General features: G+C 74.3%; 22 protein-coding genes. 13 read left to right on the forward strand and 9 right to left on the reverse strand.

All coding sequences use genetic code 11. The features are described 5' to 3' along the window. Window positions 1-26 precede the first annotated feature (26 nt). Window positions 27-1,214 (forward strand): low temperature requirement protein A, encoded by a 1,188-nt coding sequence (locus OG470_RS28735; RefSeq protein ID WP_328417237.1) that lies wholly within the window; start codon window positions 27-29, stop codon window positions 1,212-1,214. Between the two features lie 23 nt (window positions 1,215-1,237). Here the strand turns inward: OG470_RS28735 and OG470_RS28740 are convergent, their stop codons facing one another. Together OG470_RS28740 and OG470_RS28745 are read right to left on the reverse strand one after the other, a co-directional pair. Continuing rightward, complete coding sequence (locus tag OG470_RS28740; protein WP_328417239.1) at window positions 1,238-2,137, reverse strand: SDR family NAD(P)-dependent oxidoreductase; 900 nt, start codon at window positions 2,135-2,137, stop codon at window positions 1,238-1,240. A gap of 74 nt (window positions 2,138-2,211) precedes the next feature. Continuing rightward, window positions 2,212-3,711, reverse strand: a complete 1,500-nt coding sequence (locus OG470_RS28745) for a flavin-containing monooxygenase (RefSeq protein WP_328417241.1) — start codon at window positions 3,709-3,711, stop codon at window positions 2,212-2,214. 112 nt (window positions 3,712-3,823) lie between these two features. On the opposite strand from OG470_RS28745, the gene OG470_RS28750 reads away from it, so the two are divergent. Continuing rightward, window positions 3,824-4,489: a TetR/AcrR family transcriptional regulator gene (locus OG470_RS28750; RefSeq protein WP_328417243.1), complete on the forward strand. Its 666-nt coding sequence runs from the start codon at window positions 3,824-3,826 to the stop codon at window positions 4,487-4,489. Between the two features lies 1 nt (window position 4,490). Here the strand turns inward: OG470_RS28750 and OG470_RS28755 are convergent, their stop codons facing one another. Continuing rightward, window positions 4,491-4,949, reverse strand: coding sequence for a hypothetical protein (locus OG470_RS28755; protein WP_328417245.1), 459 nt, complete (start codon window positions 4,947-4,949; stop codon window positions 4,491-4,493). Beyond that, window positions 4,949-5,428 (reverse strand): hypothetical protein, encoded by a 480-nt coding sequence (locus tag OG470_RS28760; RefSeq protein ID WP_328417247.1) that lies wholly within the window; start codon window positions 5,426-5,428, stop codon window positions 4,949-4,951. The genes OG470_RS28755 and OG470_RS28760 overlap by 1 nt, the downstream gene beginning before the upstream one ends. 44 nt (window positions 5,429-5,472) lie before the next feature. Here OG470_RS28760 and OG470_RS28765 point away from each other — a divergent pair, with 44 nt between their 5' ends. The 7 genes from OG470_RS28765 (at window position 5,473) to OG470_RS28795 (ending at window position 14,722) form a co-directional block, all read left to right on the forward strand. Continuing rightward, window positions 5,473-6,465, forward strand: a complete 993-nt coding sequence (locus OG470_RS28765) for a helix-turn-helix transcriptional regulator (protein ID WP_328417249.1) — start codon at window positions 5,473-5,475, stop codon at window positions 6,463-6,465. A gap of 105 nt (window positions 6,466-6,570) precedes the next feature. Continuing rightward, window positions 6,571-7,203 (forward strand): ATP-binding cassette domain-containing protein, encoded by a 633-nt coding sequence (locus tag OG470_RS28770; RefSeq protein ID WP_328417251.1) that lies wholly within the window; start codon window positions 6,571-6,573, stop codon window positions 7,201-7,203. Continuing rightward, window positions 7,200-8,480 carry an extracellular solute-binding protein gene (locus OG470_RS28775; RefSeq protein ID WP_328417253.1) on the forward strand — a complete coding sequence of 427 codons (1,281 nt, stop codon included), beginning with the start codon at window positions 7,200-7,202 and terminating at the stop codon, window positions 8,478-8,480. Before OG470_RS28770 ends, OG470_RS28775 begins: the two co-directional genes overlap by 4 nt. Beyond that, the gene (locus OG470_RS28780) at window positions 8,477-10,243 is read left to right on the forward strand and encodes a hypothetical protein (protein WP_328417255.1); all 1,767 of its coding nucleotides are present in this window, start codon (window positions 8,477-8,479) and stop codon (window positions 10,241-10,243) included. The genes OG470_RS28775 and OG470_RS28780 overlap by 4 nt, the downstream gene beginning before the upstream one ends. Beyond that, the gene (locus OG470_RS28785) at window positions 10,240-12,618 is read left to right on the forward strand and encodes a tetratricopeptide repeat protein (protein ID WP_328417257.1); all 2,379 of its coding nucleotides are present in this window, start codon (window positions 10,240-10,242) and stop codon (window positions 12,616-12,618) included. Before OG470_RS28780 ends, OG470_RS28785 begins: the two co-directional genes overlap by 4 nt. An 83-nt stretch (window positions 12,619-12,701) precedes the next feature. Beyond that, window positions 12,702-13,304, forward strand: coding sequence for an ABC transporter ATP-binding protein (locus tag OG470_RS28790; RefSeq protein ID WP_328417259.1), 603 nt, complete (start codon window positions 12,702-12,704; stop codon window positions 13,302-13,304). After that, complete coding sequence (locus OG470_RS28795) at window positions 13,301-14,722, forward strand: DUF6297 family protein (protein WP_328417261.1); 1,422 nt, start codon at window positions 13,301-13,303, stop codon at window positions 14,720-14,722. Before OG470_RS28790 ends, OG470_RS28795 begins: the two co-directional genes overlap by 4 nt. Before the next feature lie 94 nt (window positions 14,723-14,816). Here OG470_RS28795 and OG470_RS28800 read toward each other — a convergent pair whose 3' ends face one another. Continuing rightward, entirely contained in the window at window positions 14,817-15,461 is a 645-nt protein-coding gene (locus OG470_RS28800; RefSeq protein WP_328417263.1) for a dihydrofolate reductase family protein, read from the reverse strand. Between the two features lie 100 nt (window positions 15,462-15,561). Further along, a complete protein-coding gene (gene pdxR / locus OG470_RS28805) occupies window positions 15,562-17,046 on the reverse strand; it encodes a MocR-like pyridoxine biosynthesis transcription factor PdxR (protein WP_328417264.1) in 1,485 nt (494 codons plus the stop codon). Window positions 17,047-17,108: 62 nt separating this feature from the next. Here pdxR and OG470_RS28810 point away from each other — a divergent pair, with 62 nt between their 5' ends. After that, a complete protein-coding gene (locus tag OG470_RS28810) occupies window positions 17,109-17,720 on the forward strand; it encodes a LysE family translocator (RefSeq protein WP_328417266.1) in 612 nt (203 codons plus the stop codon). A 7-nt stretch (window positions 17,721-17,727) separates the two neighbouring features. Further along, a complete protein-coding gene (locus tag OG470_RS28815; RefSeq protein WP_328417268.1) occupies window positions 17,728-18,474 on the forward strand; it encodes a B3/B4 domain-containing protein in 747 nt (248 codons plus the stop codon). On the opposite strand, the gene OG470_RS28820 is transcribed toward OG470_RS28815, so the two are convergent. Both OG470_RS28820 and OG470_RS28825 read right to left on the reverse strand, forming a co-directional pair. After that, window positions 18,441-19,043: an MBL fold metallo-hydrolase gene (locus OG470_RS28820; protein WP_328417270.1), complete on the reverse strand. Its 603-nt coding sequence runs from the start codon at window positions 19,041-19,043 to the stop codon at window positions 18,441-18,443. The genes OG470_RS28815 and OG470_RS28820 overlap by 34 nt on opposite strands. A 25-nt stretch (window positions 19,044-19,068) precedes the next feature. After that, on the reverse strand, window positions 19,069-20,601 hold the full coding sequence (locus tag OG470_RS28825; RefSeq protein WP_328417272.1) for a multicopper oxidase family protein: 1,533 nt from the start codon (window positions 20,599-20,601) through the stop codon (window positions 19,069-19,071). 156 nt (window positions 20,602-20,757) lie between these two features. Between OG470_RS28825 and OG470_RS28830 the strand changes: the two genes are divergently transcribed. Further along, window positions 20,758-21,186: an archease gene (locus OG470_RS28830; protein WP_328417274.1), complete on the forward strand. Its 429-nt coding sequence runs from the start codon at window positions 20,758-20,760 to the stop codon at window positions 21,184-21,186. A 39-nt stretch (window positions 21,187-21,225) separates the two neighbouring features. Here OG470_RS28830 and OG470_RS28835 read toward each other — a convergent pair whose 3' ends face one another. Further along, window positions 21,226-22,644: an RtcB family protein gene (locus OG470_RS28835; protein ID WP_328417276.1), complete on the reverse strand. Its 1,419-nt coding sequence runs from the start codon at window positions 22,642-22,644 to the stop codon at window positions 21,226-21,228. 70 nt (window positions 22,645-22,714) lie between these two features. Between OG470_RS28835 and OG470_RS28840 the strand changes: the two genes are divergently transcribed. After that, window positions 22,715-23,521, forward strand: a complete 807-nt coding sequence (locus tag OG470_RS28840) for an SDR family oxidoreductase (RefSeq protein ID WP_328417277.1) — start codon at window positions 22,715-22,717, stop codon at window positions 23,519-23,521. Window positions 23,522-23,615 lie beyond the last annotated feature (94 nt).

Consider the following 23,615-nt stretch of genomic DNA (forward strand, 5'->3'; position numbering starts at 1 on the left):
CCCGGCGGCCGGCCTGAGGAGTTGCGTTGACCCAACCCCGTTCCGCGCGGCCGTTCTACCAGCCCATGAGGCCCCGTCGCCGGGACGAACCGCACCGCTCCTCGACCCCGCTGGAGCTGTTCTTCGACCTGTGTTTCGTGGTGGCCGTGGCGCAGGCGGCCAGCAACCTGCACCACGACGTCTCCGAGGGCCACCTCGGCCACGCGGTGACCAGCTACCTGATGGTGTTCTTCGCGATCTGGTGGTCGTGGATGAACTTCACCTGGTTCGCCTCGGCCTACGACACCGACGACGACGTCTACCGGATCACCACACTTGTGCAGATCACCGGAGCGTTGATCCTGGCGGCCGGGGTGCCGCGCGCCTTCACCGACGGTGACTTCAGCATCATCACCTACGGGTACGTGGTGATGCGGCTGGCAGCCGTCGTGCAGTGGAGCCGGGCGGCCGCCGGCGACCCGGCGCACCGTGCGGCGGCCCGCCGCTACGCGATCGGCGTCACCGTGGTGCAGCTCGGGTGGTTGCTGCGGCTCGCCCTGCCCGAGGAGTGGGGCATCGCGTCGTTCGTGCTGCTGGCGTTGGCCGACCTGCTGGTGCCGGCGGTGGCCGAGCGCCCCGGAATGACCCCGTGGCACCCCCGGCACATCACCGAGCGGTACGGGCTGTTCACCCTGATCGTGCTCGGTGAGGCGGTGCTGGCCATCTCGGTGGCGATCCAGACCGGGATCGACGCCGGCAACCACGGCCTCTGGTCGCTCGCGGCGGCCGGCGCGGTGATCGTGTTCGCACTCTGGTGGCTCTACTTCGACCGGTCGGTCGAAGCGCCCGACCAACTGCCGTACTCCCTGATCTGGGGCTACGGCCACTACCTGATCTTCGCTGCGATCGCCGCGGTCGGCGCGGGCCTGGCCGTGGCGGTGGACCACGAGCGGCACATCGGGCACCTCTCCGGGGTGGCGGCCGGCTACGCGGTGGCCGTCCCGGTCGCCGTCTACCTGATCACCGTCTGGATGCTGCACATCCGCCGCCAGCAGCACGGCGCGGTGGTCGTGGCCTTCCCGGTTGTCGCGCTGCTGGCGCTCCTCGCACCGCTGGGTCCGGTGCCGGTGCATCTGATCGCCCTGTTGCTCTTCGCCCTGGTGACGCTCACCGTGCTGCTACGCCAGCGGGACACCCTGCCGACCCGGGCGCCGGCCGGCACCGACCCGGCCTGACCCGCCGCCACACGATCGGACCGTCACCCGCCGGCCACGTCGCCAGCCGGCGTCGGGGCGGCGGTGGTCGGCGCGGCGGCGGTCGCCGGGCGGTCGACGCCCCGGTTCAGACCGGTGACCAGCAGCCGGTTGTACGAGGCCGGCAACAGCCGGGCCAACAGGTCGGGCACCTTCGCCGACCAGCCGATCAGCACCCGCCCCCGGCGGCGCTCCACGCCGCGCAGGATCACCTCGGCGGCGCGTTCCGGCGCGATGGTGAGCAGCTTCTCGAACTGCGCCCGGCCGGCCGCGTACTCCTCCAGCAGGACGCCGCTGCCGACCCGGGCGTTCTCGGTGATCCGGGTGCGGATCCCGCCGGGGTGCACCGAGGTCACACCGATGCCGTCGTCGACCAACTCGTGTCGCAGCGCCTCGGTGAAGCCGCGCACCGCGAACTTGCTCGCCGAGTAGGCGGTCTGCCCGGCCGGGGCGATCAGCCCGAACAGGCTCGACACGTTGACCAGGTGCGCACCGGGCTCCGCCTTCAGGTTGGGCAGCAGCGCGTGGGTCAGCTGCACCACGGCCCGGAAGTTGATGTCGATCACCCAGCTGAACTCGTCGTAGGTCACCTGGTCGAACCGGCCACCCAGGCCGACCCCGGCGTTGTTGACGAGCAGCCGGACCCGTGGGTGCCGCTGGCCGATCTCCGCCGCCACCCGGGCGGTGGCCGCCGCGTCGGCGAGGTCCACCAGGTAGGTGTGCAGCTCGCGGTCCGGGTGCTCGGCGCGGATCGCGGCGGTGACCGCATCCAGCCGTTCGGCGTCGCGGTCCAGCAGGACCAGGTCGCTACCCCGATCGGCCAGCGCGTGCGCCAGCGCGGCACCGATGCCGCTGGCCGCACCGGTGACCACAGCCGTTGCGCCAACGAAGGCGAATCTCCGCACGATCGGTGCTCCTATCCTGGTTGGTCCTGGATACATGGCCGGTAGGGGACGGGGTGGCGCCGGGACGGACGGGCTCAGCCGGCCCGGGGACGGACGGGCTCGGCCGGCTCGGCGACGGGGCGGGCGTGGGAGAACCGCACGCCCTCGTCGGTGAGCCGGCCGTGCCGCATCAGCAGCACGTCGCGAGCGTAGTTCTGGTACAGCCGCCACGGCGCGGTCGCACCCTGCTTGGGCAGCGCGTCGACGCTGCGCAGCACGTAGCCCGACCGGAGGTCGATGAGCGGCACCCGCTCGTCGTCGGGCGGCGGGAGCGGGGTGACGACCTGCTGGCCGGTGCGGTCCAGGTGGCGCAGCAGCCGGCAGACGTATCCGGCGACCAGGTCGGCCTTGAGCGTCCACGAGGCGTTGGTGTAGCCGATGGTCAGCGCGAAGTTCGGTACACCGGAGAGCATCATGCCCTTGTAGGCGACGGTGCTGGCCAGGTCGACCCCGGTGCCGTCCACGCTGAGCGTCAGGCCACCGAGGGCGAGCACGTTGAGCCCGGTGGCGGTGACCACGATGTCGGCGGGCAACTCGTCGCCGGATGCGAGTCGGACGCCGCGCGTGGTGAAGGTGTCGATGGTGTCGGTGACCACCGACGCCCTGCCCTGCTGCAGGACGGTGAACAGGTCGCCGTCGGGCGCCACGCAGAGCCGCTGGTCCCACGGGTCGTAGCGGGGTGCGAAGTGCCGGTCGACGTCGTACCCGATCGGCAGCCGGCCCTTGGCGGCCCGGCGCAGCAGCCGCTTCACCAGCCCGGGCGCACGCCGGCTGAGCTGGAAGTTGGCGGTGGACAGCAGCACGTTCTTCCAGCGCACCACCGGATACGCGGCCTTCGCCGGGAGCCAGCGCCGCAGGGCGTCGGCCAGCACGTCGCGCGACGGCATTGCGATGACGTACGTGGGTGAGCGCTGGAGCATGGTCACGTGGGCGGCCCGCTCGGCCATGGCCGGCACCAGGGTGACCGCCGTGGCGCCGCTGCCAATCACCACCACCCGTTTGCCGGTGTGGTCGAGGTCGTCCGGCCAGTGCTGCGGGTGCACCAGCCGGCCGGCGTACGCCTCGACGCCAGGCAGGGGTGGGGTGTAGCCCTCGTCGTAGCGGTAGTAGCCGGCACAGGCGAAGAGGAACGAGCAGGTCAGCACGGTGGTTTCGGCGGTGTCGGTGCGCTGGGCGTGCACCGTCCAGCGGGCGGTGGCGCTGTCCCACTCGGCGCGCACCGCCCGGTGCTGGAAGCGGATGTGCCGCTGCACGTCGTACTCCCGGGCGGTCTCCCGGACGTACTCGCGGATGGCCGCGCCGTCGGCGATGGCCTTGGGATCGGTCCACGGCTTGAAGGAGTAGCCGAGCGTGAACATGTCCGAGTCGGACCGGATACCCGGGTAGCGGAACAGGTCCCAGGTGCCGCCGACGGCGTCGCGTGCCTCCAGCACCGCGTACGTCTTGTCGGGGCAGTCGCGGCGCAGGTGGCAGGCGGCGCCGATGCCGGACAGGCCGGCGCCGATGATGAGCACGTCGACGTGGTCGGAGGGCATCGCGTTCCTCCATCCGGGGCGGTGGACGGACCATATCCACCGTCATCGACAGCCGTCAACACCCTGTCGAGTGTCCTCGACAGGGTGTTGAGTACGGGTAGCATCAGCGGCCATGACGACCGCCCGTACCGGCGCCGGGAGGGCGACCCCGCGCGGTCGCCGCGCCGCCCGCTCCACCGGCGACGACCGGGAGATGGCGATCCTGGCCACCGCCGAGCAGCTGCTGGAACAGCGGGCGTTCGGTGACATCTCGATCGACGATCTGGCCCGGGGCGCGGGCATCTCCCGGCCGACGTTCTACTTCTACTTCCCGTCCAAGGACGCGGTGCTGCTGACCCTGCTGGACCGGGTCACCGAAGAGGCCGACGCGGCCGCCGGAGACGTGCTGGTCCGGCTCGCCGAGGACCCCCGGGCCCGGTGGCGCGAGCTGATCCACCGGTTCCACGAGACGTTCGGCGCGCACCGCGCGCTGGTGCTCGCCTGCGCGCAGGTCCGTGGCACGAACGCCGAGGTACGCCGGCTCTGGGCGGCGGTGCTGGAGCGCTGGGTGCAGGCGATCGAGGCGGCCATCGTGGCGGAACGACGACGTGGCGCGGCCCCGGACGGGTTGCCCGCCCGGGACCTCGCCATCGCGCTCAACTCGATGAACGAGCGCGTCTGGTACGCCACCTTCGCCGGCGACGGACCGGCGGTCGCCGAGCAGGACGTGGTGGACGTACTGCTCGACCTGTGGCTGGCCGGCATCTACCGGGACACCACTCCCCCACCGTCGACCTGATCTACTCCGCCGACTTGGCGAACGTCATGATCCAGTTGGTTTCCCAGGTGCGCTCGCCGTCGGTGGAGAACGCCTGCTCCCAGCGGGCGGTGGTCGCGGTGATCTCCGACCAGATGAACCGGCACCGGACCGGAAGCCCCTCATGCTGGTCGTCGGCGTAGAAGCGGCCGACCCCGTCGACGAAGCGGCCCACCATCGGCGGCTGCTCCAACTCGCCGCGATCGCTGTTCATCCAGTAGATCGACCATTCCTGGCGCGCCGGGTCGAAGATCCTTATCGTGGCGCCGGCCGTGCCCTTGGTCGGGAAGGTGATCTCGTCGAAGTGGCCGCCGCCGCCGAAGAAGCCGTGGGCGACCGACAACCCCGGAAACTCCTCCCACTCGTCGGAGCCGACCAGCCGCTTGCGCAGCCGTCGGTTGACCACGTTCCAGGTGCCCACAAAGAAGTCGAAGTCGCCCATCAGCGGCCCACCGGCCCTTCCGCTCGCGTGTCCTGCAGATAACCGGTCAGATCGGGGCTCTCCGGCACCAGCATGTGCCGGACCCAGGCGGCCCGCTCGTGCTCCAGCACCGCCAACTCCCAGACGCAGCCCACCGCGGGGCGGCGCAGTTCGACGAAGTGTGCCGGATCCTGGTCGGGGCAGTCCAGTGCCGGCTGCCCCGCCGCCGCGGTGCGGACCTCCACCACGTTGTCCCACACCCAGGTGTACGCCAGCAGGTACGCGCCGGTGTCCCCGCCCCGGTGCAGCACCACCCACCCGGCGGCCGGGGTGCCGTCGTCCGCCAGGTCGGCCAGCAGCGCGGGCAGCAGGTCGTACGCGGCCTTCTCCACCTCCGGCTCGATCGGCTGCTCCGGCTGGTCGATGTGGTACCGCTTGAACTGCCGACCGTTCACCATGACCGGTCCCGGCGTTCGAAGTTCCTTGTCGCGAAATGCCATGCCGGGACGGTAGAACGACTCCCCTGACAGCTAGTGTCAGTGAAGTGCGAGCCAGTCGACTTCTCTCCGTCCTGCTGCTGCTCCAGTCGCACGGCCGGCTGACCGCCGCGCAGCTCGCCGAGCGGCTGGCCGTCTCCCCGCGCACGATCTACCGGGACGTGGAGTCGCTGCACGCCGCCGGCATCCCGCTGTACGGGGAAGCCGGGCACGCCGGCGGCTACCAGCTGGTCGACGGCTGGCGGACCCGGTTGACCGGGCTGACCGCCGAGGAGGCCGACCGGCTCTTCCTGGCCGGGCTGCCCGGGCCGGCCGACGAGCTGGGCTACGGCGACGTGGTGGCCGCGCTGCAACTCAAGCTGCACGCCGCGTTGCCGGCGCCGCTGCGCGACCGGGCCACCCAGCTCCAGCAACGCTTCCACCTGGACACGCCCGGCTGGTACGCCGACGGCGACGCCTCCCCCGAGCTGGCCCGCACGGCCGAGGCGGTCTGGCGGCAGCACCGCATCGAGGTGCGCTACCGCAGCTGGAGCGGCGAGGTGACCCGGGTGTTGGAGCCGTACGGCCTGGTGCTCAAGGGCGGCCGGTGGTACGTGGTGGCCGACCGGCCCGGCCGTGGCGCACCTGCGACCTACCGGGTCAACCAGATCCTCGCGCTGACCCCGCTGGCGGAGGAGTTCGACCGGCCCGACGACTTCGACCTGCCGGCCTGGTGGCGGGCGCACGTGGTGCAGTTCCGCGCCCGGCTGCACCGCGACGAGGCCACCGTGCGGCTCTCCCCGGCCGGCCGGGCGCGACTACGCGAGATCGGCAGCGACCCGGTGGTGGCCGCGGTGGACGCCAGCGCCGGGCCGCCCGACGCGCAGGGCTGGGTGACCGCCGCGCTGCCGATCGAGTCGCTCACCCACGCCCACGGTGACCTGCTGCGCCTCGGCGCAGACGTGGAGGTGTTGACCCCGGTCGCGCTGCGCGAGCAGCTGGCCGCCACGGCGGCCGGACTGGCCGCCCTGTACGCCCCCGCCGAGCAGCCGGTCCGCTGACCGCACGCCCGACCCGGCCAATCTTCTCCACAGTGGAAGATCCGAGGGGCATCGACTCTCGGCATGGTGTGCCACCCTGGGACGGGTCACCAGCGGTCACCGGAGGTGAGGGTCACGCTACGGCTACGCGCACTGGTCGCCGTCCCCGGCACCGGGCCGGTGACTCTCGACGTCCCGGCCGGCACGACGGCCGCCCTGGTGGCGCCACCCCGGGTCGGCACGGCCGTGGCCCGGGTGCTGGCCGGGCTCGCCGCCCCGGTCACCGGGCGGATCATGGTCGGCGACAGGGACGTCACCGCCCTACCGCCGCCGCGCCGGCAGATCGGGTACGTGCCCGCCGGCGGCGCGCTGCTGCCACAGCTCACCGTGCGCCGCAACATCGAGTACGGCCAACGCAAGCGCGAACGGGTGCACGAGGTGGCCGACGACTGGACGGCCATCGTGGTGGACCGGCTCGAGTTGGCGCCGACGCTGGCCCTGCTGCCGCACCTGCTCTCCGACGCCCAACGGTTCCGGGTGGCCCTGGCCCGGGCGGCGGTCTGCCTGCCCGAGGTGCTCGTCATCGATCTCCCGGCCGATCCGGCCGGTGGCAGCCGCCTCGGTGACCTGCTGCCCCGACTGTCCCCACCGGACGCACCGGGGGTGGCCGTGCTGGTGTGCACCGCCGATGCGGCCACCCTGGCCGAGATCCCGCGCCGGCACGAGCTGGTCACCGAGCCCGAGGGGATGCTCCGGTGACGCCGGCCGGCCGTGCCACCCGGCGTACGCTGCTGCGCGCCGCCGCGGCCGGCGCCGCGGCGACCGCGGCCGGCTGCACCGGCGGCACCAGGTCGGTGCAGGTGGCGGTGGTGTGGAGCGGCAGCGAGCTGGACCGGTTCCGCCAGGTCGTCGCGGGCTACCCCGATCCGGTGCACGTGGTCAGCGCCGGCAACGACATCGACGCGTTCCTGCGCGCCCGGCACCTCGCCGGCACCAGCCCGGATGTGGCGATCCTGTCCCGTCCCGGCCTGGTCACCGAGTACGCCCTGCGGGACTGGCTGAGCCCGGTGCGCGCGTCGCCCGAGTACGCGGTGCCCACCGGGCTGAGCGACCTGCTGGTGACCGAGGAGCAGCGCTACGGCGTCTGGGTGAAGGCGGCGCACAAGTCGCTGATCTGGCACCTGCCGTCGCAGCTGCGCACGCCGCCACGCACCTGGGACGAGCTCGTCGCGCTGACCCGCCAGCTCGGCGCGATCGCCCGACGCGGGTCCGGTCCGGCGCCACTGGCGATCGGCGCGGCGGACGGTTGGGTGCTCACCGACTGGTTCGAGAACGTGCTGGCCGACCTGGCACCCAACAGCTACGACGCCCTCACCCGGCGGGACGCCGACTGGCAGGGCCGACCGGTGCGCGACGCCCTGGACCGGCTCGCCGAGCTCTGGAGCATCGATGGCGCGTTTCCCGGTGGCGGGCGCCGCGCCCTGCTCACCCAGTACGAGGAGTCGGTGATTCAGGTGGTGCGCTCCCACCGGGCGGTGATGGTCTTCGAGGCCGACTTCACCGCCGAGGTGGTCGGCACGTTCCGGCGCGGCTCGGAGGAGCCGGCGACCATCCGGTTCCCGAGCGCCCGGCCGAGCGGCACCGGCCCACTGATCGTCGGCGGGGACGTGGCGGTGGCGTTCGCCGGCGGCCAGGGCGGGGTGGAGCTGGTCGAGTGGCTCACCCGGGCCGACTCGTTCCGCCCCTGGCTACGCGCCGGCGGCTACCTGTCACCCAACACCAGGATCCCCCTGGACGACTACGCCGACCCGGTCCGCCGCAGGCTCGCCGAGGAGATGCGCGCCCCCGGCACCCTGCGCTTCGACCTCTCCGACCAACTGCCCGGCCCGTTCACCGGCTCCGACGGGGTGGGCATCTGGCGGATCATGCAGGACTTCTTCGCCGACGTCACCGACGGCGTGGCCGCCGCCGAGGCGGTCCGTCGGGCCACCGGGCAACTCGCCGCGGCGGCGCGCAGCGCGGGCGGCGGCCGATGACCCAGGTCCGGGTACTCGGCGAGTTGGCGGTGCTCGACGACGTCGGGCCGCCCCGCCGTGGCCGGGCCTACCCGGCGGCCGGGGCGACCTCAGCGCTGCTGCTGCCCGCCATGGTGCTGCTCGGCGGGCTGGTGGTGTGGCCGGTGCTGCGAACCCTGCACGCCAGCGTCACCACCAACGGTCACTGGGTCGGCGCGGCACATTTCCGCACCGCGCTCGCCGCGCCGGGTACCGGCGCGGTGGTCGGCCGTACGGTGCTCTGGGCGGTGCTGGTGCCGGCGGTCGTGACGGCGCTGGGCTACCTGCTCGCCGCCGCGTCCCGCCGCTCCCAGGAGGGCGGGCTGGTCCGCCTGATCCTGCTGGTGCCGGTGGCGCTGCCGCTGGTCGTCACCGGGGTGACCTTCCGCCTGATGTACGACCCCGACCCGACCCGGGGCCTGGCCACGCTGGTCGCGGCGCGGGTGACCGGCCGGTCCGCCGAGGACGCCCCGCAGTTGCTCGGGCCGGGCCTGGTCACGGTGGCGCTGATGTCGGCGTTCGTCTGGGCCTGGGTCGGCCTGGCCGTGCTGGTCTTCCGGGCCGCGCTGGACGCGGTGCCGCCGAGCCTGGCCGACGCGGTCCGCGCCTACGGCGGCGGTCGACGCCATGTGCTGTGGGACGCGCAGTGGCGACCGCTGCTGCTGCGTACCGTCGCGGTGGTCTTCGCGCTGGTGGCGGTGGGGACCAGCCGCACCTTCGACCTGATCCTGGTGATGACCCCCGGCTCGGTGCGCGACGAGGCCGCCGTGCTCGCACTGCGGGTCTGGCAGACCTCGGGCGGCACCACCACCGGCGAGGGCGCCGCACTCGGTGTGGTGTGGCTGGTGGCGGTCGTCGGCGGGATCCTCGTGGCGGCGCTGTTCGTCCGACAGGCGTGGCCACCGCCGCGCGCCGAGACGCCGCCGGAACCGGACCGGGCGCCCCCGCCCCGGCGGGTGTTCCGGCTGCTGGCGGCGGGTGCCGCGGTGGCCTGGCTGGTGCCGCTGGCGGTGCTGGTCGCCACCTCGATGCACGGGCGGGTGGACGCCGCGGCCCGCGGCTGGTGGGCGGCCGCGCCGGGGGTTGCCTCCTACCGTGACCTGGTCGCCAACACCGAGCTGTGGCGGACGCTGGCCTTCACGCTGCTGCTGGCCACCGTGGTGACCGCCACGGTGCTGGTGGTCGCGCTGCTGGCCGCGTACCCGCTGGCCTGGCTGACCGGGCCGGCCGCGCAGGCCACCGGGCTGCTGCTGCTGGCGGCCAGTGTCGTGCCGATCCAGGTCATCGCCGGGCCGGTCAACGAGGTGCTGGGCCTGGTGCTCTCCTCCGGCACCGCCCGCGGGCTGGCCCTGGTGCACGTGGCGCTGGGCGTGCCGTTCGCGGTGCTGGTCCTGCGCAACGCGTTCGCCGACCTGCCGTCCGAGCAGGTGCGCGGCGCCCGGCTGGGTGGGCGGCGCTGGTGGGGCACCCTGCGCCGGCTCGCCCGGCACAACCTGCCCGCGATGGTGGCGGTCTCCGTGCTGGAGTTCGTCCAGGTCTGGAACGACCTGGTGGTGGGCCTGCTGTTCAGCGGGCCGGAGGCGGCGCCGCTGGGGCTCTTCCTGGCCGGGCAGACCCGCGGCTTCGTGAGCAACAGCGGGTTGCTGGCCGCCAGCTCGGTGCTCGCCTCGGTGCTGCCGGTGATGCTGGTGGTGCTCGCCCGGCGGAAGCTCGTCGCCGGGCTGGTCTCCGGGGGCGTCCGGTGACCGGCCCCACGGGCGCCGGCCGGGGGCCGCGCTGGCCGGTGCTGATCGCGGTCGGCACGCTGGTCAGTGGGGTGCTCGGCAACCTGGCCAGCAACCTGCTCTCCGAGCTGGCGGCCAGCGTGCTCGGGCCGGCCAGCATCGTGCTGGTGGTCAGCGGCGGGGTCGGCTTCGTGGTGTTCGAGATGCGCCGGCGCCGAGCCGGTCGGGAGGTGAGCCAGGAGCCCACCGACGTCGTCGACGCACCGGCCACCGGCGCGTCGACGCTGCCCTATCCGGCCGGCTTCACCGGCCGCGCCGAGCACGTCGAGACGGTGCTCGGGCTGCTCAGCCGGGAGCACGCGGTGGCCGTGCTGGGCCGGCGGGGGGTGGGCGCCTCCGCCTGCGCCGTGCAGGCGGCGAACCTGTGCCGGGCGGACTTCCCGGACGGGCAGTACTACCTCGACCTGCGCCGCGGCGGTCGGCTCCGCTCCGCCCGGCAGGTGCTCACCGCGCTGGCCGGCGTCCTGGGCACCACACCGCCGACCTCGGGCCGGCCGGACGCCCTCACGCTCGCCGCCGACGCGCTGCGCCGCCAGCTCGACGACCGCAAGATCCTGCTCGTGCTGGACAACGTCGACCGTCCCGAGCAGGTCCGACCGCTGCTGCCGCCCACCTCGCGGACCTGCCGGCTGCTGCTCGCCGGCGGCCCGGCGCTGAGCGGGCTGGAGGGCGTGGTCGCCCACTGGATCGCCGAGCCGGGCCCGGCCGAGGCGGTGGAGCTGTTCGCCGCCGCCGGTGGGGCGGCACCGGCCGCCCGGGCCCGCCGCGCCGACCCGCGTACCGACCCGGCGGTCCGCGAGATCGTCGAGCTGTGCGGGCAGCAGCCGCGCACGGTCCGGGCGCTCGGCTACCGCACCGCGCAGCACGGCTGGCGGCACGCCGACGTGCTGGACGTGCTCCGCCGCGCGGTGCAGACGCCGCCGCACCAACGGGTCAGCATCTCGCCGGCGGCCCGGCTGGTCACCGAGCGGGACACCGCGTACCGGGCGTTGACCCGCGAGGCACGTCGCCTGTACCGGCTGATGTCGCTGGCACCCGCGCCGGTGGACCGGCCGGCCATCGCCGCGTTGGCCGGTCGGCATCCGGAGCGGGTGACCGCGCTGCTCGACCAGCTGGCCGCCGCGGCGTTCGTGGTCGGCGCTCCCGGCGACCGGTACGAGATCCGCCCGCTGCTCGCCGGCAACGCCCGGCTGCACCTGCGGGACGCCGATCCGGCCGGGGCTCGGGTCGCCGCGCAGGCCCGGCTGACCCGGCACCTGGCGCGCCGGGCCGAGCGGCACGCGGCCAACCTGGCCGTGCTGGGCTCCCCACCGGACCGGGAGTGGTCACTGCCGCTGGACGACGACCCGTACGGCTGGTTCGACCTGCATCAGGAGCTGCTGCTGGCGGTGGTCCGGGTGCCGGCCGGCGCCGCCGAGACGCTGCCCCGCCGGGTACGCCGGTGGTGGTTCCGGCTGGCCGTGGCGCTGTGCGGGTGGCTGGCGCACGTCGAGCGGCTGGACGAGTGGGAGCAGGTGTGCCGCACCGTGCTGGCCACCCCGACCGCCGACGACCGACCGGAGATCGCTGGGTGGGCGCACAACGAGCTGGGGGTGCTGCGCCGGCGCCGACACGACCCGCAGGGCGCCGCCGCGGCGCTCACCCTCGCGGTGGCCGAGCGGGGCCGGCGGGGCACCGCCCAGGCCCGGATGAACCTCGGCCTGGCGCTGCTCGACCTGGGGCAGCTCGACGACGCGGTGGAACACCTGGAACTGTCGCGCCGGCACCGCTCGGGAGCGGACCGGGCCGGGCTCGCGCTCACCGACCTGGGCCTCGGCGCGGCGCAGCTGGCCCGGGGGGACCTGGACAGCGCTCACCACCACCTCGTGCGGGCGGCGAACACCTTCCGGTCGGTGGGTGACGCTCGCGGCTACGCCGCGGCGCTGACCAACCTGGTGCTGGTGCACGCCGCCCTTGGCGAGCACCTGGACGCCGCGCAGGCGTGGCGCGCCGCGCTGCGCGAGTACGAGTCGGTCAGCGACCCGACCAGCCGGGCGGCGGCGCTGCTCAACGCCGGGGCGACGCTGCTGACCGCCGCGCCCGGGCAGGCCCGGGCGGCGTACGAGCTGCTGGCCGAGGGCCGGCGGCTACGCGAGGAGAGCCGGCCCACCCTGGGGCTGGCCCGGACCCTGCTGTACCTGGGAGACGCCGCCGCCGAGCTGGGCGACCGGGCCGAGGCGCGGCAGCACTGGGCGGACGCGGCGGCGGTGGCCGAGGAGGTCGACGACGCCGAAGGGCTGGCCGCCGCCGACAGCCGGCTGGAGGACGGCACGGACCTGTCGCCGGCTGACCCGTGACCACCTGGCCGGCGTGATGTCGATCGCTCGCGTTGGGCGGTTGAACGGGTCTGCGAGAGTGTGTGATCGTGGATACGCTCTCGGTGCGGGGACTCAGCCGCAACTTCGGCAACCTGGTCGTGCTCGACGACGTGAGTTTCACGCTCCAGGCCGGCCGGATCGCGGTGGTGCTGGGCCCCAACGGCAGCGGCAAGACCACCCTGCTGCGCTGCGTGGTCGGCGCCGACCGGCCGGACGCGGGCGAGGTGCTGGTGCAGGGTCGCCGGGCCGACGAGACCGATCCCCAGGTGCGGGCGCTGGTGGCGGCCGCCCTGGACGACATCGACTTCTTTCCCGACCTGTCCGTGGTCGAGCACCTGGAGCTGGTCGCGTACGCCCACGGGGGTAACGCCGACCCGGTCGACGAGGTCCTGGCCGAGCTGGGTTTGGAGCCGGCCCGCGACCAACTGCCGGTGACGCTGTCCAGTGGGCAGCGCCGCCGGCTGGCGCTGGCGTCCTGCTTCGTGCGGCCCCGTCGGGTGCTGATCCTCGACGAGCCGGAGCAGCGGCTGGACGTGCGCGGCCGGCAGTGGCTGGCCGACCGGTTGCGCCGGGAGCGGGAGGCGGGCACCGCCGTGCTGCTGGCCTCGCACGATCCGGAGCTGATCGACGCGGTCGTCGACGAGCGGATCGAGATCGGCCGGTGACGGCCCCGCCGGCCACGGTCGCCGACGCGCCGGCCGGGGTGCCCACCGCCCGGCAGGTGCGCTCGCACCTGCGCCGGGCCCGCCGCCGGCACCACGACCACTCCCTCGGCGACGTGCTGGGCGACGCGTACGTCATGGTCCTCTTCGTGGGCATGTACGGCTGGTTCGCGATCAGCGCCAGCCGCGACATGCTGGATTCGCCCACGGTGGGGCGGGCCGACCCGGGGGTGCGCTGGTGGCTGGCGGTCGCCGCGCTGCTGGCCGCTGCCGGGCTCGCCTGGCGCGGCCTGCGCGCGCTCGGCCCGCTGCTGGTCACCCCGGCGACGCAGAGCTGGGTGACCAGCGCGCCGGTCGACCGGCGGGCCTGGCTGGCGCCGCGCCTGGTCATCCTGCTGACGGGCGCGACGGCCGGCACCGCGCTGATCGGGGTGGCCGTGGCGGCGCTCGGCGGCGTCACCGACCTGGCCGTCCTGGGCTGGGCGGCGGCGGCCGGTGCGGGGTGGGGGGCGACAGCGCTGGCGTTCAGCGTGGTCGCCCAGGGCGGCCGACCGGGCCGGCGGTGGCCGACCCTCGCCGGGGTGGTGCCGCTGCTGGCGGCCGCCGCCGTCACGGCTCTGGTGGTCCTCGCCGGTCGTCTCGGCGACGGGCTGCCCCGGCCGACGGCGTCGCCGACCGCCGCGCTGGTCGTCGTCGGGGTGCCCCTCGCGGTCGCCGCCACCGTCCTCGCGTTACGCGCGCTGCCCCGGGTGGACCGGGCCACGCTGACCACCGGCGCGCAGTTCGCCAACGCCGCGGCGACGGCCACCATCCTGCTCGACCCGAGCATGCTCGCCGGCCTGGTGGAGAGCCGGCGCTGGCGCCAGATCGGCCGGGTCCGCAGTCGCCGATTCCTGCCCGGCCCCGGCTGGTGGGCGCTGCTCCAGGCCGACGTGCGCCGGCTCCGCCGCCACCCCAGCGCCCTGCTGATCTGGACGGCGCTGATCCTCGTCCAGTACGCCGCCGCGCTCGCCCTGCCCGGCCTGGCCGGTGCCGCGCAGGTGGTGTTCGGCTACTTCGCCGCCGACCGGCTGACCGGCGGCCTCCGATCGATCAGCCGGTCCCCCGGGTTGCGTCGGGCGCTCGGCGGCAGTGACGCCGCGCTGCGCGGGATCCACGTGATCGTGCCCGCGATCGGCACGGGGCTGTGGTGGCTGCTGACCATGCCGACGGTCGACGGTGGGCCTCCCTGGCTGGGGCCGGCGCTGGCGCTCGGGGTGGTGGCCGCCGCCTGGCGGGCCGGCACCCGACCACCGATCGACTACGGCGGGGCGACGGTGAACACGCCGTTCGGGATGATCCCGGTCGACCTGCTCCGCCAGGGCTCGCGGGGGCCGGCGCTGCTCGCCGTGCTGGTCCTGGTCCGCCTGTTCCTGGGCTGACCGGGCGGATCCGCCCGGTCAGCCCGGCGGCCCAGCCGAATGCCGACCTGGCGGATGCACCGCCGACCACACGGACCCACCTGGCGCGGCGGCTTCAGCCGTCGCGCCCGGCACCGCGATCGGGTGCGCTCATGTCCCCCGTCCCGGGCGTCCCATCGGCGAGCCCGTAGCGCAGGTACACGGTGCCCGTCGGACTGGCTACCGGCGGTTCGAGGAGTCTGACGTTCGTGGGCACCGCGCCACCGTCGAACACCTTCTTCCCGACGCCGAGCACGATCGGGTGCACCCAGAGGTCGAGACGGTCGAAGAGCTTCTCGCGCAGGAGGGTCTGCACCAGGTTCAGGCTCCCGACGACCTTCACGTGCTCGTGCCGGTCACGGATCTCGCGCACCGCGCCAGCCAGATCCGGGCCGAGCTGGGTGGACCCGGCCCACGAGAGGTCGGGCCTGCCGCGGGAGGCCACGTACTTCGGGACGCTGTTGAAGAGCGCGGCGATCTCGTTGTCCTCGCCGCCCTCCTGGTGCGGCCAGTAGGCGGCGAAGATGTCGTACGTCCGCCGGCCGAGCAGAAGGGCGTCCGTGCCCTCGTACGCGGCACCGACCTGGGCCCCGGCGACCTCGTCCAGCAGAGGCGCCTGCCAGCCGCCGTACGGGAACCCCACCGGGTCCTCCTCGGGGCCGCCGGGCGACTGCCCGACGAGGTCGAGGGTTGCGAACAGCTCGATGTGGATGAGGCCCATGCCCTACTCCCGATGCCGACGGATCTTGAAGCGCGCAGCACGGTGCCCTGCCTACGCCACCCGGCCGGGACGCCGACCGGCACTCCCCGCTCACGATAGGTCACCGGCCGCGGCGGAGGACGGAAGCGATCGTCGCGACGCCGTCCTCGATCTCGGTCGCCGTACGGGCCGCGTAGCCGAGCACCAGCCCCGGCCGGTACGGCCGCTGGCAGTGCCAGGACAGTGGTTGCACCTTCACCCCGCGCGCCAGCACGGCCGCCGCCAGCTCCGTGTCCACCACGGCGTCGTCCAAGGTGATCATCAGGTGCAGCCCGGCCGCCGCGCCGTGCACCGTGGCGGTCGGCAGGTGCCGGGCCAGCGCGGCGATCATCGCGTCCCGGCGGTGGATGTGCCGGCGGCGTAGCAGCCGCAGGTGCCGCTCCAGCGCGCCGGAGGTCATCAGCTCCGCCAGCACCAGCTGCGGCAGCACCGCGTTGCCCAGGTCGGCGTTGCGCTTGGCGGCCACCACCGCCTCCCGGTGGCGGGTCGGCACGAGCAGCCAGCCGACCCGCAGCGCCGGGGCGAGCAGCTTGGACACGCTGCCGGCGTAGCAGACCTGCTCGGGCAGCAGGCCGCGCAGCGCCGGCACCGGCGGCCGGTCGTAGCGGTGTTCGGCGTCGTAGTCGTCCTCGATGATCAGGCCGCCGGTCCGTGCCCAGTCGACGAGCTGGCGGCGGCGGTCGCCGTCGAGCACCACGCCGGTCGGGAACTGGTGCGCGGGGGTGAGCATCACCGCGGGCACGCCGCTGGCGGCCAGCTCGTCGACCCGCAGCCCGGCGTCGTCCACAGCGATGGGCGGGGTGTCCACCCGCCAGTTGTTGAGGTGCTGCCGTACGCCGAGTGAGCCGGGGTCCTCGACCGCGATCCGGTCGATGCCGGCCGAGCCGAGCGCCTGGGCGAGCAGCCCGAGCGCCTGGGACACCCCGGCCACGATGATCACCTCGACGGGGTCGACGGCGATGCCCCGGCTGCGGGCCAGCCAGGCGGCGACGGCCTGGCGCAGCGCGGGGGCGCCACACGGGTCGCCGTAGCCGAAATCGGCCGCCGCGAGGTGGCGCAGCACGGTCCGTTCGGCGCGCAGCCAGTCCGCGCGGGGAAAGGCGGCCAGGTCGGGTACGCCGGGCGTCAGGTCGATGGTCGCGGTCGCCGCGCGTACCGCGTCGAAGATGTCACTGCCCGGAGCCGGTGGGAAGAGCGCGGCTGGAGCCGGCGCGGCGGCCGGGGCGGGTGCCGGCGCGGCCGGTGCGGGCGGCGCGGCGACGACCACCGTCCCGGCCCGGCCCCGACCGGTGACGTGCCCCTCCTCGGTCAGCCGCTGGTACGCCTCGGTGACCACGCCCCGGGAGACGCCGAGGTCGGCGGCGAGCAACCGGGTGGCGGGCAGGCGGCCCCCGACCGGCACCCGTCCGTCGGCGATGGCCTGGCGCAGCCGGGCGGCCAGCCAGTCGGCGCGCCCGCCGGGCGGTGCGTCGGCGATGGTCAGGTGCAGAAAATCCGACCCGGCCGATATGGACCTCTCGGATGCCCTTGGTTTGGCCCTGCTCACCGGACCATCTTGGCAGCAGAGTGGTGATCAGGCAGCCCCGCCGAGCCCACCGGAGGACGACCGTGACAATCCCGTTCCTGGTCACCACGCTGATCGTGGTGGTCACCCCGGGCACCGGGGTGTTCTTCACCCTGTCCGCCGGCCTGTCCCGGGGCGCCCGGGCCGGCGTGCTGGCCGCGTTCGCCTGCACGCTGGGCGTGGTGCCGCACCTGCTGGCGGCGATGACCGGTCTCGCCGCGCTGTTGCAGACGAGCGCGGTGGCGTTCGAGGTGGTCAGGTACCTCGGCGTCGGGTACCTGCTCTACCTGGCCTGGTCGACCGTGCGGGACCGCAGCGCCTTCGCGGCGACCACCGCGACGCCGCCCCGCTCGGCGGCCCGGGTGATCCTCTCCGGGGTGCTGGTCAACCTGCTCAACCCGAAGCCGACGCTGTTCTTCGTCGCGTTCCTGCCGCAGTTCGTGGACACCACCGCGCCGGGCTCGACCCGGTCGATGCTCGCGTGCGGGGCGGTGTTCATGCTGCTGACCTTCGTGGTGTTCAGCGGCTACGGCATTTTCGCGGCCCGGCTGCGTGACCGGGTGCTGACCCGGCCGAGGGTCACCGACTGGCTGCGCCGGTCCGTCGCCGGCACGTTCGTCGCGCTCGGCGTGACGCTCGCTCTCACCGAACGATAGGAGTCCCGTGCAGTTCCAGCATTCCGCGCAGCTCCGCGCGGCGTACCCGGACCTGGTGGCCGGAGTGGTCCTGGCCACCGGCATCACCCCCACGGCGGACGTGGCGCAGCAGACCGCCGCGTACACCGCGGTCGCTCGCGATCGGCTGGCCGGCGGCGCCGAGAGCGGGTTCCCGGAGATCCAGGCGTGGCGGCGGGCGTACGCCGCGATGGGGCTGCGACCCACCCGATACCGGTGCGCCGCGGAGGCGCTGCTGCGTCGGCTCCGGCTGGACGACGAGCTGCCCCGGCTGCACCCGCTGGTGGACCTCTGCAACGCCGTGTCGGCCGCGTACGCGATCCCGGTCGCGGTGCTCGACCTGGACCGGGTCGACGGCGACCTGGTGGTCCGGCCGGCCCACGGCGACGAGGAGTACCTGAGCTTCGCCGGCGAGACCGAGCACCCCGACCCGGGCGAGGTGACCTTCGCGGACGCCGCCGGTCGCGCCCACGCCCGACGCTGGACGAACCGGCAGAGCGGCTGGTCGGCCGTGCGGGCGGGCACCTCGTCGGTGCTGATCGTCGCCGAGGCGCTGCACTCCGACGCCGAGGCGGACGTGACCCGGCTGGTCGCCGCGCTGGTGGCGGAGCTGAGCGAGGGATGGTCGGCACCGACGCGGGCCGCCGTGCTCACCGCCGCCGCACCCCGTTTCGACGTTCCGGCGGCCGGTGGCACGGCCGGTCAGGCGGTGTCGCCCGGGACGAGGTGGCGGTAGCCGGGGATCGTCTCGCCGAACCAGCCGGCGACGCTGGCCAGGCCACGCTCGTTGATCTGCGCGTCGTGGATCGGGTACGCCCGATCGGCGCCCACCTCGCGGGCGAACCGGATCGCCTCGTCGAGGCGCAGCCAGGACCCCTGGGCCGGGACCAGCAGGGTGTGCACCGGCTCGTCCGGCACGTGCAGCGCGTCTCCCGGGTGGTAGAGCCCGTCGCCGATCAGGTAGCCGAGGTTGGGACAGTCGGGCTGGCCCTCGTGGATGGCGGCGTGCCGGCCGCCGTGCGCGCTGACCGCGATGCCGGCCGCGGTGAAGCGCTGCCCGGGGGCGACCCGGGTCACCGGCAGCGGGGCGAGTTCGGGCAGCCGGGCGCCCTCGGGGGCGTACACCGGGACGCCCAGGCCGGCCAGCCGCAGGACGTCCACGTGGTCGGTGTGCTCGTGGGTGACCAGCACCGCGTCCGCGCCGACCAGGGCACGCGGCTCGCTCCACGTGCCCGGGTCGACGACCAGCACCCCGCCGTCGTGCTCGACGCGGACGCAGGAGTGGGTGAATCGGGTGATCCGCATCCGGCGACCGTACGCCGTCGGCCGGTCAGTCATGCTCCCCGTGGCCGCCATGTGCCGGCGGGCGGCCCGGCGCCTGGCCCGGGTCGACCACCACGAACTGGCCCATCATCCCGCTGTCCTCGTGCCAGAGCAGGTGGCAGTGGAACATGTAGGGCAGGTTCGGGTCACTGTGGTCGGTGAACCGCAGCACGATCCGCATCGGCTGGTGCGGTGGCAGGTAGATGGTGTCCTTCCAGCCGCCCATTTCGGGCGGTGGCGCGGCGCCGTCCACCGAGAGCAGTTGGAACTGCACGTCGTGGACGTGGAAGTTGTGCGGGGTGCCGTCGGAGTTGACCACCTCCCAGACCTCGGTGGTGTCCCGGGTGGCGGCGAAGTCGATCCGGTCCATCCGCATCGACCGGCCGTTGATGTCCCGCCCCTGGAACTCCAGCCGCCGGGTGGTGGCTGCGGCGGCGGGGTCCAACCGGTCCACCGGCACCAGCGCGTCCGGCACCGGCGGTGACGGGGTCAGGGTGCCGGCCGCGCGCAGTTGCAGCACGTCGAACCGGTCGGCTCCGCCCGCCGAGCGCCGGGCCAGCCCGCCGATGCCCAGATCGGGTGGGGTGCTGCGCAGTGTCACCCGCTCCCCCGGTCGGACGTCCACCACGATCTCGGCCCGCTCCCCCGGGGAGAGCCGCACCCGGGTGAGCCGGGCGGTCCGGGCCAGCAACCCGCCGTCGGTGCCGATCAGCGCGAACGACCGGTCGTCGGAGAGCCCGAAGTCGTAGGTACGCGCGGTGGAGGCGTTGAGCACCCGCAGCCGGACCCGCTCGGTGCGCACGTCCAGGTAGGGGCCGACGGTGCCGTTGACCAGCACGGTGTCGCCGAGCGCGCCGATGCTGGCGATTGCGTTGCGGCTCTTGGTGAACTGACCGCTGCGGGAGAAGCTGCGGTCCTGCACGATCACCGGCACGTCGTCGACCCCGTAGCTGCGGGGCAGTGGCAGCGCCGCCTCCCGGTCGTCGTCGAGGATGAACATGCCGGCCAGGCCCCGGTAGACCTGCTCCTCGGTGGCGCCGTGCGGGTGCGGGTGGTACCAGAGGGTGGCCGCCGGCTGCTCCACCCGCCAGGTCGGCGACCAGGTGGCGCCGGGGCGGACCAGTTGGTGCGGGCCACCGTCCATCCGGGCCGGCAGATGCATGCCGTGCCAGTGCACGTTGGTCTCCTCGCCCAGCTTGTTGACCACGTTCACCCGCACCTGCTCCCCACGCTTGGCGCGCAGTGTCGGGCCGAGGAAGTCGCCGTCGAAGCCGGCGGTGCGGGTCAGCCGCCCATCGCCACGGAAGTCCCGCCGGCCGTCGCGGGCGAGCAGGTCGAAGACCCGGCGCCCCTGGTCGTCGAGCCGGGACTGCGCCAGCGGGGGTACGGCCAGCGGGCGGACGAAGTCCACCTCGCCGGCGGTGTCGGTGGTGCGGACCAGCGTCCAGGTGACCACGGCGACGCCGCCGCCGCAGAGCACCAGCACGCCGGCGAGCACGCCGATGAGCACCCGGACCAGGGGTCGTCGTAGGGTTGACACGGATCCACCTCCAGAAGATTGGCTACATGTAGCCTCTCTTCTTATGGACCCGACGGCCAGCCGGACGGGCCTCTTTCCGGGACCGGTCCGGGTTGTCCCCGAGGCGAATTCAGGCGGCGGGTCGGGTGCCGCGCCGCGGACGGGCATGATCGGGGCATGCAGCGCTCGACGCAACGGGGGCACCGGAGCGTGCCGCACACCGCCGACGTGCGGATCGAGGCGTGGGCGCCGGACCGCGAGGGGTGCCTGGCCGAAGCCGTCACCGCGCTGGTCGAGACGTTCGCCGACACCGCCGGCGCCCGGCCGCAGACCGACACCGAGTTCCGGCTGCCGCCCGGCGACGACGAGGACCTGCTGGTCGGCCTCCTGGACGAGGTGATCTTCCGGCTGGACACCGAGGGCACCCTGCCGCTGGACTGCGACGTGCGACCAGCCGAGGACGGCGGCCTGGGGGTGCGCTGGCACTCGACCGGCACCGACGCGGTGGAGCTGGTCGGCGCGGTGCCGAAGGCGGTGTCGCTGCACGCGCTGAGTGTCGGCCCGGACGCCGCTGGCTGGGCCTGCGCGGTGACCCTGGACGTCTGAGCGCCGACGATCGGCGGTCCCGGGTCCCGCCCCGCGCGGTCAGCCCTTGACCACGCCGAGCGGCGTGAGCCGGGCGACCAGCCGGCACAACCCGGCCCCCCGGGAAGCCTCGACCACCGCCGAGACGTCCTTGTACGCCTCCGGCATCTCCTCGGCCAACCCCTTCCTGGACGCGCCGCGTACGGCCACGCCCCGCCCCTCCAGGTCACGCCGCACGTCCTGCCCCCGGGCGGCCCGGGTGGCCTCCCCCCGGCTGCGGACGCGGCCGGCGCCGTGACAGGTGGACGCGAAGGCCGGATTGCCGGCGACGCCGGTCAGCACGTACGACGAGGTGCCCATCGAGCCGGGGATGAGCACCGGCTGCCCGGCGTCGCGCAGGTCGCCCGGGAGATCCGGGTGCCCGGGCGGCAGCGCGCGGGTCGCGCCCTTGCGGTGCACGCAGAGCCGCCGGGTACCGCCGTCCCGCTCGTGTTCCTCGATCTTGGCGAGGTTGTGCGACACGTCGTAGACCAGATCCAGGCCGGTCCCGGCGACCCGGGCGAAGACCCGGCGGGCCGCCTCGGCGAGGAGCTGCCGGTTGGCCCGGGCGTAGTTCGCCGCAGCGGCCATCGCACCCAGGTAGGCCCGCCCCTCCGGCGATTCGACCGGCGCACAGGCCAACTGCCGGTCCGGCACCTCGATGCCGTGCCGGGGCATCACCCGTTCCATGATCCGCACATGGTCGGTGCAGATCTGGTGGCCCAGCCCCCGGGATCCAGAGTGGATCATCACGCAGACCTGCCCGAGCCGCAGCCCGAACGCCGCCGCGACCGGCTCGTCGTAAACCTCCTCGACGACCTGCACCTCCAGGAAGTGGTTGCCGGAGCCGAGGCTGCCCACCTGACCCTGCCCACGCTGCACGGCCCGGTCGCTGACCTGCTCCGGATCTGCGTCGGACACCACACCGCCGTCCTCGCAGCGGGCCAGGTCCCGGGGCACCCCGTGCCCCTGCTCGACCGCGTACCGGGAGCCGCCGCGCAGCACCGCGTCCAGCTCGGCCCGATCGGCGAGCTGCCAGACCGCGCCCCGACCCATGCCGCGCGGGACCGCCGGGTCCAGGCCGTCCATCAGCGCGTCGAGCACCCGGGAAAGCTCCGCCCGATCCAGCTCGGCGGTGAGCAGTCGTACCCCGCAGGAGATGTCGAAGCCCACCCCGCCGGGCGAGACCACCCCGCCGTCGGCGACGTCGGTGGCGGCGACGCCACCGATCGGGAAGCCGTAACCCCAGTGCACGTCGGGCATGGCGTACGACGCGTCGACGATGCCGGGCAGCGTGGCCACGTTCGCCACCTGGTCCAGCGCGCGGTCCGTGCCGACCTCGGGCAGCAGCTCCGGCACGGCGAAGACCACCCCGGGCACCCGCATCGGTGCCGCCCGGTCGATCCGGAACCGGTACGGCGACTCCTGGACCAGTTCCATGCCCGGCGGCTACCCACCGGGTCCACTCGTACACCCGGTTGGGCCGGTCCGGTCGGGGTAGTGCGGGAGGATGCCCCAGCGATACCAGAACTACCCGAGGGCCGCCGTCGTCACCGGTGCGGACTCCGGCATCGGCAAGGCCTGCGCGGTCGCCCTGGCCGAGGCCGGCTTCGAGATCGGCATCACCTGGTACGGCGACCCCGACGGCGCCGATCGCACCGCCACCGAGGTCCGCGCCACCGGGCGGCGCTGCGAGGTCAGCGAGGTGGACCTGACCCGGCTGCCGGAGGCCGCGACGGTGGTGGACGAGCTGGCCGATCGGCTCGGTGGCATCGGGGTGCTGGTCAACAACGCCGGCACCGGCGCCTCGACGCCGTTCGTCGACACCGGGTGGGAGCAGTGGCGGGAGGTGCTGGCCGTCGACCTGGACGCGCCGTTCCTGTGCGCGCAGCGAGCCGCGCGGCGGATGCGGGCCGCCGGTGCCGGCGGACGGATCATCAACATCACCAGCGTGCACGAGCACGCGCCCCGGGTCGGCTCGGCCGCGTACTGCGCGGCGAAGGGCGGGCTGGGACTGCTCACCAGAGTGATGGCGCAGGAGTTGGCCGCCGACGGCATCACCGTCAACGCGGTCGCCCCCGGCGAGATCGCCACGCCGATGACCGGTCAGGAGGACGTCGACCCGTACACCCAGGAGCGGCCCGGCGTACCGGTGGGACGGCCGGGCGACGCCCGGGAGGTCGCCGCCGTGGTGGCGCTGCTCGCCTCCCCCGCCGCCAGCTACGTCACCGGGGCGTCCTGGCCGGTCGACGGCGGCATGCTGCTGATGGGCCCGCAGGCCGCCGCGTTGACCACCGACGACTGGTGGTCGATCTGAGCACTGCCCGTTCACCGCGGACCTGCTCCGTGGATGAAACCGGCGGTCGCGAACGGGACAGCGCCCGGCAAAGCGGGCACGTATCCTCCGCATT

The sequence above is a fragment of the Micromonospora sp. NBC_00389 genome (genome assembly GCF_036059255.1).
Lineage (GTDB): Bacteria > Actinomycetota > Actinomycetes > Mycobacteriales > Micromonosporaceae > Micromonospora.